The sequence below is a fragment of the Streptococcus oricebi genome, from assembly GCF_017883985.1.
Taxonomy (GTDB): domain Bacteria; phylum Bacillota; class Bacilli; order Lactobacillales; family Streptococcaceae; genus Streptococcus; species Streptococcus oricebi.
This window is the reverse complement of record NZ_PRDG01000008.1, coordinates 1-16,018: the sequence shown is the minus strand read 5'-3', so window position 1 is coordinate 16,018 and position 16,018 is coordinate 1. Positions and strand designations below refer to the sequence as shown.

At 46.0% G+C, this 16,018-nt stretch carries 13 protein-coding genes, 6 tRNA genes and 1 pseudogene; 19 read left to right on the top strand and 1 reads right to left on the bottom strand.

Annotated features, from left to right (window positions below; all coding sequences use genetic code 11):
- Positions 1 to 4 precede the first annotated feature (4 nt).
- From C4K46_RS10440 to C4K46_RS10415, 6 genes are all read left to right on the top strand, one after another.
- Positions 5 to 77 (top strand) — tRNA-Phe (locus tag C4K46_RS10440).
- A 13-nt stretch (positions 78 to 90) separates the two neighbouring features.
- A tRNA-Tyr gene (locus C4K46_RS10435) sits at positions 91 to 171 on the top strand.
- A 6-nt stretch (positions 172 to 177) separates the two neighbouring features.
- Positions 178 to 248: transfer RNA gene (locus C4K46_RS10430), tRNA-Trp, on the top strand.
- A 10-nt stretch (positions 249 to 258) separates the two neighbouring features.
- Positions 259 to 331 (top strand) — tRNA-His (locus C4K46_RS10425).
- Between the two features lie 13 nt (positions 332 to 344).
- Positions 345 to 416: transfer RNA gene (locus tag C4K46_RS10420), tRNA-Gln, on the top strand.
- Between the two features lie 11 nt (positions 417 to 427).
- A tRNA-Leu gene (locus tag C4K46_RS10415) sits at positions 428 to 511 on the top strand.
- A gap of 199 nt (positions 512 to 710) precedes the next feature.
- On the opposite strand, the gene C4K46_RS10410 is transcribed toward C4K46_RS10415, so the two are convergent.
- On the bottom strand, positions 711 to 1,412 hold the full coding sequence (locus tag C4K46_RS10410; RefSeq protein ID WP_245335207.1) for a DUF6796 family protein: 702 nt from the start codon (positions 1,410 to 1,412) through the stop codon (positions 711 to 713).
- Positions 1,413 to 1,553: 141 nt separating this feature from the next.
- On the opposite strand from C4K46_RS10410, the gene C4K46_RS10405 reads away from it, so the two are divergent.
- From C4K46_RS10405 to C4K46_RS10345, 13 genes and pseudogenes are all read left to right on the top strand, one after another.
- Positions 1,554 to 1,997 (top strand): zinc-dependent MarR family transcriptional regulator, encoded by a 444-nt coding sequence (locus C4K46_RS10405; RefSeq protein WP_209629192.1) that lies wholly within the window; start codon positions 1,554 to 1,556, stop codon positions 1,995 to 1,997.
- A complete protein-coding gene (locus C4K46_RS10400) occupies positions 1,994 to 2,698 on the top strand; it encodes a metal ABC transporter ATP-binding protein (protein ID WP_209629190.1) in 705 nt (234 codons plus the stop codon). The genes C4K46_RS10405 and C4K46_RS10400 overlap by 4 nt, the downstream gene beginning before the upstream one ends.
- The gene (locus C4K46_RS10395) at positions 2,691 to 3,497 is read left to right on the top strand and encodes a metal ABC transporter permease (RefSeq protein ID WP_209629189.1); all 807 of its coding nucleotides are present in this window, start codon (positions 2,691 to 2,693) and stop codon (positions 3,495 to 3,497) included. The genes C4K46_RS10400 and C4K46_RS10395 overlap by 8 nt, the downstream gene beginning before the upstream one ends.
- 9 nt (positions 3,498 to 3,506) lie before the next feature.
- The gene (locus C4K46_RS10390; protein ID WP_209629188.1) at positions 3,507 to 5,006 is read left to right on the top strand and encodes a metal ABC transporter solute-binding protein, Zn/Mn family; all 1,500 of its coding nucleotides are present in this window, start codon (positions 3,507 to 3,509) and stop codon (positions 5,004 to 5,006) included.
- A 136-nt stretch (positions 5,007 to 5,142) separates the two neighbouring features.
- Positions 5,143 to 5,595 carry a CopY/TcrY family copper transport repressor gene (locus tag C4K46_RS10385; protein WP_209629187.1) on the top strand — a complete coding sequence of 151 codons (453 nt, stop codon included), beginning with the start codon at positions 5,143 to 5,145 and terminating at the stop codon, positions 5,593 to 5,595.
- A complete protein-coding gene (locus C4K46_RS10380; RefSeq protein ID WP_209629186.1) occupies positions 5,592 to 7,835 on the top strand; it encodes a heavy metal translocating P-type ATPase in 2,244 nt (747 codons plus the stop codon). Before C4K46_RS10385 ends, C4K46_RS10380 begins: the two co-directional genes overlap by 4 nt.
- 201 nt (positions 7,836 to 8,036) lie before the next feature.
- Positions 8,037 to 8,603 (top strand): DUF6287 domain-containing protein, encoded by a 567-nt coding sequence (locus C4K46_RS10375; protein WP_209629185.1) that lies wholly within the window; start codon positions 8,037 to 8,039, stop codon positions 8,601 to 8,603.
- A gap of 210 nt (positions 8,604 to 8,813) precedes the next feature.
- On the top strand, positions 8,814 to 9,104 hold the full coding sequence (locus C4K46_RS10370) for a WXG100 family type VII secretion target (protein ID WP_209629184.1): 291 nt from the start codon (positions 8,814 to 8,816) through the stop codon (positions 9,102 to 9,104).
- Between the two features lie 82 nt (positions 9,105 to 9,186).
- Complete coding sequence (gene esaA / locus C4K46_RS10365; RefSeq protein ID WP_209629183.1) at positions 9,187 to 12,033, top strand: type VII secretion protein EsaA; 2,847 nt, start codon at positions 9,187 to 9,189, stop codon at positions 12,031 to 12,033.
- The gene (gene essA / locus C4K46_RS10360; RefSeq protein WP_209629182.1) at positions 12,030 to 12,521 is read left to right on the top strand and encodes a type VII secretion protein EssA; all 492 of its coding nucleotides are present in this window, start codon (positions 12,030 to 12,032) and stop codon (positions 12,519 to 12,521) included. The genes esaA and essA overlap by 4 nt, the downstream gene beginning before the upstream one ends.
- The gene (locus tag C4K46_RS10355) at positions 12,499 to 12,741 is read left to right on the top strand and encodes an EsaB/YukD family protein (protein WP_209629181.1); all 243 of its coding nucleotides are present in this window, start codon (positions 12,499 to 12,501) and stop codon (positions 12,739 to 12,741) included. The genes essA and C4K46_RS10355 overlap by 23 nt, the downstream gene beginning before the upstream one ends.
- Positions 12,741 to 13,976, top strand: coding sequence for a type VII secretion protein EssB (gene essB, locus C4K46_RS10350; RefSeq protein ID WP_209629180.1), 1,236 nt, complete (start codon positions 12,741 to 12,743; stop codon positions 13,974 to 13,976). Before C4K46_RS10355 ends, essB begins: the two co-directional genes overlap by 1 nt.
- A 9-nt stretch (positions 13,977 to 13,985) precedes the next feature.
- Positions 13,986 to 16,018: pseudogene (locus C4K46_RS10345) on the top strand (type VII secretion protein EssC); the annotation flags it as partial.

Here is a 16,018-nt window from a genome sequence, read left to right as displayed (position 1 = left end):
CTTAGGCTCGGTAGCTCAGTTGGTAGAGCAATGGATTGAAGCTCCATGTGTCGGCGGTTCGATTCCGTCTCGCGCCATAAATTAAATAGAGGAAGGGTAGCGAAGAGGCTAAACGCGGCGGACTGTAAATCCGCTCCTTCGGGTTCGGGGGTTCGAATCCCTCCCCTTCCATCCTTTACGGGCATAGTTTAAAGGTAGAACTAAGGTCTCCAAAACCTTCAGTGTGGGTTCAATTCCTACTGCCCGTGTAAGAATATGGCGGGTGTGGTGAAGTGGTTAACACACCAGATTGTGGCTCTGGCATGCGTGGGTTCGATCCCCATCACTCGCCTATTTTATATTATTGGGGTATAGCCAAGCGGTAAGGCAAGGGACTTTGACTCCCTCATGCGTTGGTTCGAATCCAGCTACCCCAGTTACACATTAAGCCGGCGTGGCGGAATTGGCAGACGCGCTGGACTCAAAATCCAGTGTCCTCACGGACGTGCCGGTTCGACCCCGGCCGCCGGTATCGCTTAAGGTTACAGACAAAAGATAGGCTAGAAGCCTATCTTTTTTTGCTTATCTGACTTGCAGTCTGTCTTACCATCTGAAGCGCGAATCAAAAACACTACCGATTTAAGAGGTGGTCATGATTAACCTGCTTAATAAAACCTGTCTATTATTTCTTTTCTGGTGAAGGATTTTCTCTAAAAAATTTAGCTTTATTCTTAAGAGGTCCTATTTTCTTCTAGAAAGTTTTTATCTTTTAAGGCAAAAATCATTGCGATGGTTAGCATCAGTGCAAACCAAAAGGCAGGGATGAGGAAGGGCTGAAGAAGCTCACGAATGGATGGTGCGACAAGGTTAAGTAATCGGCCCAGAAGAATTCCTGTTAAGGGAGTGCTCAAGGCAAACCAGCGTGGAAAGGCAGTTTTCTTACTTAAGACTAGCACAATAATGAAGAGAAAAAGGATTGCCATTAGAACAAAGTAGGCGAGCATAAAGTTATTTTTGACCATTGAAAAGCTTTCTAGCAACTTTGCCGTACTTGTCGAGGGATGTTGAGCATGCAGTCGGGCAGTGCCAGCAAAGTAAAAATAACTGGTATGGAGAAAGACGCATATAGTCATAAGAAACCAAGCTCCCAGTATTCCAAGCCATTTCTGTCTGAGGCCAAGAGAGAGGATGTAAACTCCAATCCCTAGAAGGGGAAAGAGAAGCAAGGCATAGCCGGCAAAGTCTACCTTCCAAGTTGGTAAATCGGGTAGACCTTGCCAAAAGCCTGGGCCGAAGCCATCAGAGATGGCGATTAATATATCTGCAATATAAATCAGCCAGCTGCCTAAGATAGCCCAGGAGCGGATTGTTTTTTGAGTCATCGGCTTTTCCTCCTTTGCCCACATTATAGCAGAAAGTTGATGGGAGGACAAACCAATTCCTAGTTGGTTTTTTGTAAGAAGATGAAATGATTTCAGAAAACACAGGAAATCATTGATTTTTACTTGACTCTTTTTTTCTTTATGATATACTTAACTAGTAAACGTTTAACTAGTTAATAGAAAGGGTGGCTTATGGCTCATTTAGCGCAACAGATCGATCATTTCTTAAATGAGATTATTTTAAAATCAGAAAATCAACATGAAATTTTAATTGGGTCCTGTCAGAGTCAAGTGGCTTTGACCAATACTCAGGAGCATATCCTTATGCTCTTGGCAGAGGATTCTCTGACCAATACAGACTTGGCTAAGAGATTAAATATCAGTCAGGCGGCTGTAACCAAGGCGATTAAATCCTTAATTAAGCAGGGGATGTTGGAGGCTAGCAAGGACAAGAAGGATGGCCGAGTGCTTATCTATCGTTTGACCAAGTTAGCCCGGCCGGTGGCTCAGGAACATGAGCATCATCATGCCCATACCTTGGCCACTTATGAAAAGCTAGTAAAAGAGTTTTCAAATGAGGAACAGAAAACGATTGCTCGCTTTTTAGAGGGGCTCGTGGGGGAAATTGGAAAATGAGATACATTACGGTAGATAATCTTTCCTTTTATTATGATAAGGAGCCGGTACTGGAGCATATCCACTATTTTTTAGATAGTGGTGAATTTGTGACCCTGACTGGGGAAAATGGAGCTGCTAAGACGACCTTAATCAAGGCGAGCCTGGGTATTTTACGGCCCAGAGTGGGCAAGGTGGAAATCTCAAAGACCAACCGAGCTGGGAAAAAATTGCGCCTGGCCTATCTGCCCCAGCAGATTGCTAGCTTTAATGCAGGCTTTCCTAGTACGGTCTACGAATTTGTCAAGTCTGGTCGTTATCCGAGGCGGGGCTGGTTCAGGAAGCTGAACAGTCACGATGAGGAGCACATTAAGGTCAGCCTAGAGGCTGTAGGAATGTGGGAGCACCGCAAGAAGAGGATTGGCTCTCTTTCGGGAGGACAAAAGCAGAGGGCAGTTATCGCCCGGATGTTTGCTTCGGATCCAGATGTTTTTGTTCTGGATGAGCCGACTGCTGGGATGGATGCGGGTAGTAAGGACGAATTTTATCGTCTCATGCACCACAGTGCCCACCAGCATGGAAAGGCAGTTCTGATGATTACTCATGATCCAGAAGAGGTCAAGAAGTATGCTGATCGAAATATTCACCTTGTACGCGATCAGGATTCCCCTTGGCGTTGCTTTAATATTCATGAGAATGATGGGGAGGCTAAACATGCTTGATTTATTTCGTTATGATTTCATGCAAAGGGCCTTCTGGGCAGTCATTGCCATGAGTATCTTTTCGCCGATTTTAGGGACCTTTCTTATCCTTAGGCGGCAGAGTTTGATGAGTGATACTCTGAGCCATGTTTCCTTGGCTGGGGTGGCTTTTGGATTGGTCCTGGGAATTTCTCCGACTATTTCGACGGTTTTAATCGTGGTTATAGCAGCGGTTTTTCTAGAGTATCTAAGGACCATTTATAAAAACTATATGGAGATTGCAACGGCTATCCTCATGTCAACGGGGCTAGCAGTGGCCTTGATTGTCATGAACAAGGGGGCTAGCTCGAGCTCCATGAGCTTGGATCAGTACCTCTTTGGCTCGATTGTCACCATCAATCAGGAGCAGGTATGGGCCCTCTTTGCCATTGCGGCAGTGGTCTTGGTCTTAACCCTCTTCTTTATCCGTCCCATGTATATCTTGACCTTTGATGAGGATACGGCCTTTGTGGATGGTCTGCCTGTTCGGACCATGTCTATCCTCTTTAATGTGGTCACTGGGGTGGCCATCGCTCTGATGATTCCAGCAGCTGGGGCCCTTCTAGTATCGACCATTATGGTCCTGCCAGCCAGTATTGCCCTGCGGATCGGCAAGAACTTTAAGTCGGTCATCTTATTGGCTAATTTGATTGGTTTTCTGGGCATGATTGCGGGGCTTTATATCTCTTATTATGCAGAAACGCCAGCCAGTGCTAGCATTACCATTATTTTTGTCTTTGTCTTTTTATTGGTCAATCTAATCAATAAATTTATCAAGTAGGAGAAGAGAATGAAGAAACTTACTTTAGTAGCAATGGGCCTTCTGAGCCTTATCTTGGTAGCCTGCTCCAATCAGGCGGGTAAAAAGGATAAGCTGAATATTGTGACGACCTTTTATCCTGTATATGAGTTCACCAAGGAAGTGGCCGGAGATACGGCAAATGTCGAACTCTTAATCGGAGCGGGGACTGAGGTCCATGATTATGAGCCTTCGGCCAAGGCTGTCGCTAAAATCCAAGATGCTGATGCCTTTGTCTATGAGAATGAAAATATGGAAACCTGGGTTCCCAAGCTCTTGAAAACTTTGGACAAGAAGGTCAAGGTGGTCAAGGCAACCGGTAAGATGTTGCTCCTGCCTGGTGGAGAGGAAGAAGAGGGACATGACCATGGTGCGGAAGGGCACCATCATGACTATGACCCCCATGTCTGGCTGTCTCCTCAAAGGGCCCTTAAGCTAGTTGAGGAAATTCGGGACCAGCTCAGCAAGGCCTATCCTAAACAGGCAGAAAAATTCAAGAAGAATGCGGCCGCCTACAGCAAAAAATTAGAGGCTTTAGACAAGTCCTATCAAACTAGTCTGGCTGATGCCAAGCAAAAGAGCTTTGTCACCCAGCATTCGGCCTTTGGTTATCTGGCCTTGGACTATGGTTTGAAACAGGTATCCATTAGCGGCCTGTCACCGGACAGTGAGCCTTCAGCGGCTCGTTTGGCTGAGTTAGCGGACTATATTAAGAAAAATCAAATCAAGTACATCTATTTTGAAGAAAATGCCTCAAAAGCTTTGGCTACTACCCTGTCCAAGGAAGCAGGGGTTGAGCTCGATGTGCTAAATCCATTGGAGAGCTTGACTGAAAAGCAAACCAAGGCAGGTGAGAGCTACCTAACCATCATGGAGGCCAACCTCAAGGCCTTGCTCAAGACAACTAGTCAGGCTGGCCCAGAAATTAGTCCTGAAAAAGAGGAAAACAGCAAGACTGTACAAAATGGTTACTTTGAGGATAGTGCCGTTAAGGACAGGACCTTGTCCGACTATAAGGGCGACTGGCAGTCAGTCTATCCATTCTTGCAAGACGGCACTTTGGACCAAGTCTTTGACTATAAGGCTAAGTTGACCGGCAAGATGACTGCGGCTGAATACAAGGCCTATTACACTAAGGGCTACAAGACCGATGTCTCCCATATCAATATTACTGATAAAACCATGGAATTTATTGTGGACGGCAAAGCTAAGAAATACACCTATAAATATGTCGGCAAGCACACTCTGACTTATTCTAAGGGAAATCGCGGGGTTCGTTTTATGTTTGAAGCGACTGACCCTGACGCTGGACAGTACAAGTACGTCCAATTTAGCGACCACAATATTGCACCGACCAAGGCGGCCCACTTCCACATCTTCTTTGGTGGAGAAAGTCAAGAAGCCCTCTTTAATGAGCTGGAAAACTGGCCAACCTACTATCCTAAGAAGCTGTCTGGCCAAGAAATTGCCCAGGAGATGCTGGCTCACTAACCAGTAGGCCATTTAACAAGAGCAACGAACGGTAAGCAGCCGTTCGTTTTTCTTTGCCGAAAAAATACTTGACTTTTTATGATTACAAGCGTAAACTAATAAAGGAGAAAAAATTTATTCTAGAAAGAGGTCGTCAATGGAAGAACAAAATATTAGTCAGGCAGAATGGCAGGTCATGCGGGTCTTGTGGGCCTATCCTCATAGTCGTAGTAATGAGGTGGTGGCGCATTTGGAGGCGGATTTTGATTGGAAACCGGCTACGATTAAGACCCTCTTGAACCGGCTCAAGACCAAGGAATTTATCCGCATGGAAAAGGTTGAGGGGAAATTTTACTATGAAGCCCAAATTCTGGAAGAAGAGCATCTAAATCAGACCTGGCAGACTCTCTTTGACAACATGTGCAATACCAAGCATGGAGACCTGCTTTTGGCCATGCTGGAGCGGAGCCAATTTAGTCAGGGAGATTTGGCGCGCATTAGTCGTTTGGTTGAGAAAAAACGTCTTTCAGCACCGGAGAGTCTGGTCTGTCATTGCTCTCAGGGTCAATGTACCTGTGGGGCCCATCCTAAGCTGAGGGGAGATTTATGAAAGAAAGAGTCTATCATCTAAGAGGAATGCACTGCGCCTCCTGTGCTAGCAGGATTGAAAAAATGGTCAATGATTTAAATCAGGTTGAGGAGGCCAGGGTCAATCTGGCAAGCGAGAAGTTAACTGTCCGCCCCAGACCGGGCTTTGACAGCCGAGCTCTCCTGACTTGCCTAGAAGAGGCCGGCTATGGAGCTAAGGAGCAAACCAATCAAAAAAGGAGGAATCATGAGCAGGAAGTGACTGCTAGGCAAGAGGAATTGGCCAAGATGCGCTCAACTCTCTATCTAGCCTTTCTCTTTACTTTGCCCTTGCTTTATCTGGCCATGGGCAGTATGCTGGGTCTTCCTTTACCACCAGTTCTAGCGCCTCATGAGCAGCCCTTGCTCTTTGTCCTGAGTCAGCTAGCCCTGTCTTTACCCCTTATCTGGCTGGGCTTTGGTTTTTATCGGCGAGGTTTTCCTAATTTACTCAAGGGACACCCGAATATGGATAGCTTAATTGCTCTAGGGACCTCTGCGGCCTTTCTTTATAGCCTATACTCTCTTTTACAAGTAGCTCAGGGTCGGAGCGCCTATGTCCACCAGCTCTATTTTGAGTCGGTGGCAGTCATTATCAGCCTGGTCCTTTTAGGTAAGTATCTGGAGGCCAGGGCCAAGGGTCAGACTTCGCAGGCTATTGAGGGACTCCTCCAGCTCCTGCCTGCCCAGGCTACCCTGGTCCGTGCCGATCAGACCATGACCGTTGCCACAGAGGATATCCAGGTTGGCGATGTCATTAGAATTAAGCCAGGGGAGAGAATGCCGGTGGATGGCCTCGTTGTCAGAGGCCAGACCTATGTGGATGAGTCCATGATGACTGGTGAGAGCCTGCCTATTGAGAAGAAGCCGGGAGATAGGATTACTAGCGCCACCATCAATCAGGCTGGCAGTATCGACTATGAGGCCACCCAGGTCGGCTCTGATACGACCCTGGCTCAAATCGTTGCCTTGGTCGAGGAGGCTCAAGGTTCCAAGGCTCCCATAGCCGCCTTGGCAGATCGCTTGGCCCTCTACTTTGTGCCCCTGGTTCTTGCTCTAGCCACGCTAGCCGCCCTGGCTTGGTATCTCCTAGGCGGGAAAGACCTGTCCTTTGCCTTGTCAATCTTTATCTCGGTTTTAGTCATTGCCTGCCCTTGTGCCTTGGGTCTTGCGACGCCAACGGCCATCATGGTGGGGACAGGCAAGGGGGCAGAAAATGGAATCTTGATAAAGTCTGCTCAAGCCTTGGAAACAGCTTGCCACTTGGATACAATTGTCCTTGATAAGACAGGGACCATCACTAGAGGTCAGGCCCATCTGACGGATTTGCTCCTTTTAGGTGACTGGGAGAAAGAAGAGGTCCTTGGTCTGGTCGCTAGCAGCGAGCAGCACTCCGAGCATCCTCTGGCCCAGGCCTTGGTTCAGGCAGGTCAGGCAGCAGGGGTCGGTCTTGACGAACCAGAAAATTTGGAAATTTTGCCGGGGCAAGGCCTGAAGGCTGAATTTGCAGCTGGGCAGGTTCTTCTGGGTAATCAAGCCTTGCTAGAGGATCAGGGCATAGACTTGTCCCATCTAGAGGAAGACTTGACAAACTTAGCTAGCCAGGGCAAGACCCCCATTTTATTGGCTGTGAACTCTGAGGTGGCGGCCCTTTTAGGCTTAGCGGATTCCCTCAAAGGTGGCAGTAAAGAAGCCATAGAGGAGCTGCAAGAGATGGGCTTGGATGTCATCATGCTGACGGGGGATCGCGAGGATACGGCAAGGGCTATTGCCCAACAAGTGGGAATCAAGCAAGTCTTTGCCCAGGTCTTACCGGGCGACAAGGCAGCAGTCGTTAAGAAACTTCAAGCTCAAGGGAAGGAAGTGGGGATGGTCGGAGATGGGATCAATGATGCCCCTGCTTTGGTTGAGGCCAGGGTTGGTTTGGCCATCGGCTCGGGCTCTGATATCGCTCTAGAATCGGCGGACATTGTCCTCATGCATAGTGATTTGCGGGCGCTGGTCAGCGCCATCCAGCTTAGCCTAGCAACTATTAAAACCATCAAGGAAAATCTTTTCTGGGCCTTTGTCTACAATCTACTAGGCATTCCACTAGCTATGGGCCTCCTCTATCTCTTTGGCGGCCCCCTTTTAAATCCGATGCTGGCCGGTTTGGCCATGAGTTTTAGCTCGGTATCTGTCGTTCTCAATGCCCTGCGTCTGAAAAAATTTAAGAGAAGCTGAGACTCGAATTTTGCCCAGTCTGGCCTACTTTGCTTTGCCTAATCGTTAGCCGTTTTTTGGAAGGTGGTCGCTAGATAATTGTCAAATGCTTTAAAAAAAGTTACAATAAGGATAGTTGAAACTGCTTTCTTGGAGTGAGGGCCTTTCTTAGCCTTGCCTCCAAAGAAACCTGCCCAAAAGAATGAATGACGAGGTGTTCTCATGAAAAAAACAACAGTATCCCTCCTTCTCCTAGCCAGTCTATCCATGGGCCTAGCTGCTTGTAGCCAGCAGGCTAAAGATAATCCGTCCAAGTCTTCTAGCCAATCAACCAGTGCAAGCAGCAAGACTAGTAGCAGTAAGGCCTCTAGTTCAAAGGCCAGTCAGTCTTCTAGTAGCGCAAGTAGTGAGAGCTCAGCCAGCTCTAACACTAATCCAAGAGAGGATCAAATCAGAATGCAAATAGCAGAGCTAGCAGAAGGAAACTTTGCCAGTGTCAGAGGAACCTGGCAGAATAGTCAGGGGCAACGCTTGACCTTTGATGAAAAGGGTCTGGTATCAGATAGCCAAGAATTTTACGGGGCTTCCCTGACCGACTATGGTACAGCCTCTGCTGGTGTCTATGGTGGGGAAGGAGATGGATTTTTACTAGAGTTTATCCCAGCGGGAGTCTCCCTACCTTCTAAAGAAGCCTTTAAGGACGATTCAGATCCAGGTAGAGACCGGCTCTGGGTCGGTGTCGGCATAAATAGCTTTGAAGAACAAGGAAGTTTTTACTATCGAGTGTGATGAAAGGGAGGATTTTCCTCCCTTTTATCTGTATTTTTTCTAGGTTTTAACGAAAAAAAGCGAAAAAATTTAAAAATGCTCAAGTCAAGAGAGACAAGGACTTAGAGAATTTTCCTACAAAAAGATTGGATTTTTTCCCAGAAAATGCTTGAAAATAGAAATAGATGTGTTATAATATGAGTATCAATAAGGAAAAAGGAGAAACTTTTTATGGCACAAATTAAACTTACTCCAGAAGAACTACGCACTTCTGCTCAAAAGTACACTTCAGGTTCTCAAGAAATTGACCAAGTGTTGTCAACCTTGACTGCAGAACAAGCAACTATCTCATCTAACTGGGACGGTTCAGCTTTCGATAGTTTTGAGCAACAATTCCAAGAATTGTCTCCAAAAATCAAACAATTTGCACAATTACTTCAAGACATCAATACTCAGTTGAACCAAGTTGCAGATGTTGTTGAGCAAACAGACCAAGATATCGCTTCAAAAATCAGAAGCTAATCTTTACAATGGTTATGAGGGGAAGGTGTTTACCTTCCCCTCTTTATATTAATAAATCTATTTGGGAGAAAGACCACAAGAGATGAAAAATAGGATTTTAAAATATGTCGGGAATGCGGCTCTAATCGCTGTGCTCCTGATTTCCGTCATCGGGTTAAACATCATCGTCCAAAACAACACCAGGACCAATAATGAGAAAAAGCTCAAGCAGAGTCAGGCTACCCGCTTGAACGTGGCCTTGGTCAATGAGGACCGGGCGGTAGTGGCCGATGATAGAGAATACAATCTAGGAGCCAGCTATATCAAGAATATCGAACGCGACAACTCCCAAAACTGGTCAGTTGTCAGTCGGGGTAGTGCTGAAAAAGGTCTCAAAGACGGGAAATACCAGCTGATGGTGACCATTCCTAATGACTTTTCCAGCAAGGTTCTAGACATCAATAGCGTTCAAGCTGACCGGGCAGATATTCGCTATAAGGTCAACGCCAAGGGAAACTTGCAGGTGGAAAATGATGCCAACAAGCTAGCCAAGGATATTGTAGCCGACCTCAATAAACAATTGGTCGACCTCTATATCGCTAGTATCTTGAGCAACCTCTATACCGCCCAGCAAAATGTGCAGACCATTTCAGGGGTGCAAACGACCAATATCGGTAGCTACCGTAATGACCTGTTGCAGTCCGCCCTGGGAGCAAGGAATTTCTTCCCTAGCCTAGCCTCTATGTCTAATAGCTCGCTGACGGCCAATACCTCTCTTAAAAGCTCACTAGAGTCTTACTCAAATCTCTATGATTCATTGGATAAGAGTCAGACTGATTATGGAAAGAGTTTGGAGGAGTTGATAAAAGCACGAGCAAATGGTAAGACCAGCTTTGAAGAGTTTGTCACTGCCGTGATTGGAATAAACAATTTGAGTGGGCAGACACAAGCTCTCTATGAGAAGGTTCAGACTACTCAAGATAATTTAAATGTGCAGATAACTGGTAGTTCGTTGACAAACCAACAAAAAACTAATGAGAAAAACTATACAGACCTACTAGCTAATCTTGATAGCCAAATTGCGGAATTAAAAGCAAGTATAAAAACTGAGGATGATAAACGTTCCCAACAAGAGCAAGAACTTACCAATTTTGTTAATGACTGGTTAGCTAAGAAATATCCAAAAGATAATCAAAATCAAGGCCAGGAATCTACTGTTACTTTAAAACAGTTTCTAGGTGAAGAGAAAGCAAAACAATTGCTAGAAGAAAGTAGTAAGGGTGCTGTTGAAGAAATTGACATTTTGGGTAAAATGCCCTCGGCAGATTTAAGAGAAAATCTGAATGCCCTGCAAGGTAATTTAGGTGAAATAGATGTATCAGGAACTAAGAATGCTACAGTAACAATTACGGTGCCTGACGGTGTAACGCTTAAAAGTTGGAAAATTAACAACGACAATATTGTTGATAATAAAGGTGAGCTAATCACCACCGTTACTAAAGACCTAACAGGTTCTTTTACAGTCTCTTATGTTATTGAAGGTACAGTGCCAGCAGACAGTCAAGTGACTGTCTCAGTTAATGGTAAAGAAGTTGGTAGTCAAAAAGTTTCGGAATTGAAAGCTTATAAAGACTACACTGCGCAGGTTCAAAAAGTTATGGATGCCTATGAAGCAGCGGAAAGCGTTTTGGATGTGTTGTATCCAAAAAATGATAGCGGCAAGCGCAATAGCCAAGCATTGTCAGACTTTTTAGAGCAACCGGTAACTCCACTTTTGGTTTCTTTATTAAAACAAGCTATTACTGATAACGTAAATAAATACAAGGGTACTTCACCTGAGGAGACTCTTCAAAAATTAGAAGCTTCCAGAGATGGTCTTAAGACTAATTTAGAAGAGATTAAAAAGACAAATGACAATTTGACTTCTCAAATTACCCAGGATTTGGACTCGTTGAAAAAGTTACAAGAACAGGCTAATAGTAAAAAGCAGGGTGTAGATACTGAATGGACCAGTACCGATTCTCAACTATCAGCTCTGGAGGGTGGTCTTAAATCCCTTGTGGCTCAAACTTCCAGCGCCAAGTCTTCTTCTCAAAGTAATATTGAGCAGGCTAATTCGGTTAATTCGATTTTCTCTTCTTTTGATAAGGAATTGGAAACGGTCAAGGGCAATAGCGAGAAGTTGTCGACCGATGCGGAAGGCTTGATGGCCAAGTTTGAGCAGGAGTTGGCAACCAATGGTGACTTTGTGTCTTCCTTTATCAAGGTTCTTAACAATGCCTATAAGGATGGGGTGCCAAATGAAACCCTGATGAGCTTCCTGGCTAGTCCGGTAGCCCAATCGGCTTCATCTGTGAGAGCGACAGTCAATGTTTACCGACCATTTACCTGGATTTTACTCTTGGAAGTGGTGGCCCTCTTTACTGCCTACCTCTTTGCAACACAAAATATTGTAGGCAAGATGAAAGACCGCTTCAAGCTAGATAAGCTGGAAGAAACAGATATTGTAACGGTAGCTATCCTATCAGGTCTGTCTCTGGTTATTGGTCTAGCTATCGGGATTATCTCTAGCAGTCGGCTCTATGTCGAAAAAGCCTATATCCCTTCTTGGGTCCTCTTGGTTGTGCTGGCTAGTTTTGTCCTGGTTCAAGGGCAATATCTACTCTTGAAACATCTCAAGTCAATTGGTATGGGTCTAGCTTTCTTTATGATTATTAGCTTTGTTTACCTGTCCAATGCTATCGGGACCACAGCAAGTCTGACTGGTCTGTCAGCCTTGATTAAAACCTTTAATATCTTGTCCATCTTAGAGTCTGGCCTATCCGGCTACTTTGACGGTCGAACAGTCGGTGTCTTTATGATTGGGGCCTTGATTGTCCTCATTATAGCCCTGACTGCGGTCAATATCTTTGTCAACAAGAAACCGAAAATGGTTGAGGAAGGATTATGATTAAAAAAAGTTTTCTGTTAGTGCTCTTTCTACTAGTGGCCCTAACTTCAAGTCCAGTTTTGGGCGAGGGGATTAAGGACAATAGTCTGAAAATAGACAGCAAGCGGCTGGAGCAGGAGGAGAACGTTCAGCGAGGAGCTCAATCCGAGCTGACGCGTTCCCTCTTTTCAGAAAGCGATCAAAAGATTTTGGATAAAATAGAAAAAAATCATCTGGAACAGTTTGCCTCAAATCAGGGGCAGCTGTTTTCTGCTAGTCAGACCAAGGCGGATGTTTACTCGGTCAACAAACTCTTTTTGTCGCAGCCAGAAAATACGGCCGCCAAAGGGAAATCAGAAGATGAGGAAGATGTTGCTGTCTTTGAAGGCGCCCTGCCAGGGCTGAGCTATTTGGTAGCTATTTGTGTCATGATTACTCTGGCTAGCTTTTTGAGCTATCAGGTAAGTAAAAAAGGAGTTGAAGAAGGTGGAGCAACACATCAATATTAGTCTGCGCTTGTCTGATAAGGACTTGGACATTCGCATTCCCACAAAAATAGAAATTAGAAGATTGATTAAAGAAATTGATTCTATTTTCGGATATAATAAGCAGAGGAAGAAATATCAACTACGGGTCATCAACAAAGGGATCCTATTAGACGAAGGAAAAATTTTATCTGATTACCCTGTGACGACAGGGGATCTGGTTGAAATTGAGGAGATAATCTAGTGAAACAGGAAGAATTTACATTTGCCGAGCAGGTCTTCGCTTATCAGAAGGAGGAGGACAAGTGGAGCTTGTCGCTCAAACGTTCTGATGTAGCCACGCAGAATATGAAGGAGTTGCTCCTACTCAATCTTCATCATCCTATGTTTCTAAAGCAGGAGCTGACCTTTGATGAGGATACGGTCTCTTTTAGCTATGAGCTAGAGAAGAATGGCCTGAGTTATGATGTTTTGAAAAAGAAGAATTTTTCGGATAAATTGCGCCTGGCCCTAAATATGGTCGAGTTGGAGGCTTGCTTGCAGCTGCCTGTGACCTTTTTGCTGCACCCGGCCAATATCTTTTTGACCAAGGATGCCCGGCCTAAGATTGCCTACCGGGGCTTGCCGGAGATGATGATTCCTAAGAGCATTGATGCTAGCGACTTTCTACGCCAGCTCAAATGCTTTATTGTCACGCTCTTTAGCGACTATGACTTTATGGAGCTCTACAATGGCTCGCTAGAGGTGGTGACGGTTCCTGACTTTCTCAAGGAGCTGCGGGATGCAGCGGATATTGAGCAGTTGAGAGTCAAGCTAGAGGAAAACTATGAGACCAAACTGGCCCAGGAATCGGCAACCTTGACAACGGTTGTGAAACGCCGTTATACCCTATATAAACATGCGTCCATCTGGTTAACCGTTGGGCTTTTTGTCCTTGCAGTGCCCTTGGTCTATCTGATCTTTATGCACAATCCTTTCAAGGAGACCATGCTGGATGCGGACAATGCCTTTATCAAGGTTGACTATACCCGGGTGATTGATAAGCTGGAGGGTGTGGGGGTTAAAAATCTGCCCTATACTCAAAAATATGAGCTGGCCTATTCCTACATCCAGGGGCTGAATTTCTCTGATGAACAAAAGAAGGTGATTTTAAATAATGTCACTCTGAAATCAGATGAACTCTATCTGACCTACTGGGTCCAAATCGGTCGCAGTCAAAATGAGGATGCACTGGACACGGCCAAGCGGCTGGATGATACAGACTTGATTATCTATGCCTTGACCCAGACCATCAAGCAGGTTCGTGAAGACGACTCGCTTTCTGGTAGTGATCGGGAGAAGAAAATCAATGAGCTGACCGGTGAGTACAAGAAATACTGGGAAGACCGGGATTCAGCCTTGACTGAGGCCACAAGTGGCTCCAGTTCTGAAACGAATGGTGAGTCTAGCAGTAAGGCTAGTAGCCAGACAAAAGACTAGGGGTGGCAGATGACACAGACAATCGTACTTTATAGGGAGAGTCTTCGCTATGAGCTAGAACTCCTACCAGATAAGGACTATTTGCTTGCTTCTCATGAGAGGGCCCAGCTCTTTCTGCCTGATTTGCCAGCGGAATTAAGCCTGAGCTTAAGGGAAAACCAGGTCTACTATGAGCTGGAAGGTGAATCAGGCATCTTGCAGAATGGTCAGGTCTTACTAGCGACCCGCTTCTTTCTGCTGGATAAGGAGAGCCAGATTTACGACCTGCTGGACAAGCAGGAGTTGGTCCTAGGCTCCCATGAGGGAAGTGCCTTTTATACGCCAGACAGTCCCTGCCACTTACTCTTGAAAAAAGAGGGCCAGGCTTGGCAGTTGACCCTGCTGGCTGGTCAGGTCTATCTCAATAATGCCCTCTTGCGCCAGGATTCTCTGACCTTGCAGGTGGGAGATGAGCTGGCCTTTGAGGATAAGATTTTCAAGTTTTATCCAGACGAGGTTCGCGTTCAAGGGCCTGTCCAAGTAACGGCTAGCCTCGCGCCTCGCTCGCGCTCTCGTTATGATTTTTATGAGGAATATCCTGATTTTCACCGGTCGCCAAGGATTATCTATCGAGGGTCGGAGGACAAGATTTCCATCAATACTCCCTCTAATGAACCCAACAAGCCGACAGATGAATTACTCAAATTAGTGATACCGCCCCTGCTCATGGTCGGGGTGACCATTCTGATTGCCTTGGTCCAGCCGAGGGGAATTTATATCCTCTTGACCATGGTCATGTCCCTGGCTTCTATCTTCTTTTCCGTGACCACCTTTTTCAAGAATCGCAAAAAATACAAGCAGGATTTAAAGGAGCGGAAGTTTCTTTATCGGGCTTATCTCAAGGACAAGGCGATTGAGCTGAGTCAGATGGCGCGTGATCAAAAGGAGGGGCAACTCTATCATTATCCAGATTTGGGGACTTTGGAGCGTTTGACCAAGGATTATAGCCACCGCATCTATGAAAAGACGCCCCTGCACTTTGACTTTCTCTACTATCGTTTGGGTCTAGGGAAGGTACCGACTAGCTACTCGCTTAGCTATTCTAAGACGGAGCGTAGTGGGCAAAAGGACCCGCTAGAAGAGGAGGGCTATGCCCTCTATGAGGGTCACCGCAAGATTGAGGGTATGCCCGTTGTGGCCAATCTAGCCCATGGGCCGGTCGGCTATATCGGACCGAGACCCCTGGTTATCGAGCAGCTACAACTCCTCGTCACCCAACTTTCGGTCTTTCATTCCTACCATGATGTGCAGTTTATCACCATCATGCCGGAAGAAGAAAGAAGCGACTGGGAATGGATGCGCTGGCTGCCCCACTCTAGTCTCCAAGATATGAATGTGCGGGGCTTTGTCTACAACCAACGGACCCATGACCAGGTCTTAAATAGTCTGAATCAGATTTTGAAATTGCGCAAGGCCCAGCTGGATGAAAAGGGGGCTGGTAGTGAGTCGACTATCTTTTCGCCCCACTATGTGGTCTTGATTACCGATGAGAAATTGATTTTGGACCATGTGATTATGGAGTTCTTCACCGAGGATCCGACTGAGCTGGGTTGCTCGCTCATCTTTGTCCAAGATGTGCTCAGCTCCCTGTCAGAAAATATCAAAACGATTATTAACATCAAGGACCGCAACCAAGGCCAGCTGGTCATGGAGGAAGGGGTCCTGCGCGAACACGACTTTGCCCTGGATCATTTTCCAGCAGGCTATGACAAGGAGGGGATTGCTAGACGCTTGGCCCCTCTCAACCACCTTCAAAACCTCAAGTCCTCTATCCCTGATACCGTGACCTTTATGGAAATGTATGAGGCGGAGAGCTTTGCGGACCTGCATGTGCCGGAGCGCTGGGCCAAGAATGCCCCTTATAAGAGCCTGTCGGTGCCGGTGGGGCTAAGAGGAAAAGAGGACTTGGTTCACCTCAATCTTCACGAAAAGGCCCACGGCCCTCACGGTCTGGTGGCGGGGACGACCGGTTCTGGTAAGTCCGAGATGATTCAGTCTTATAT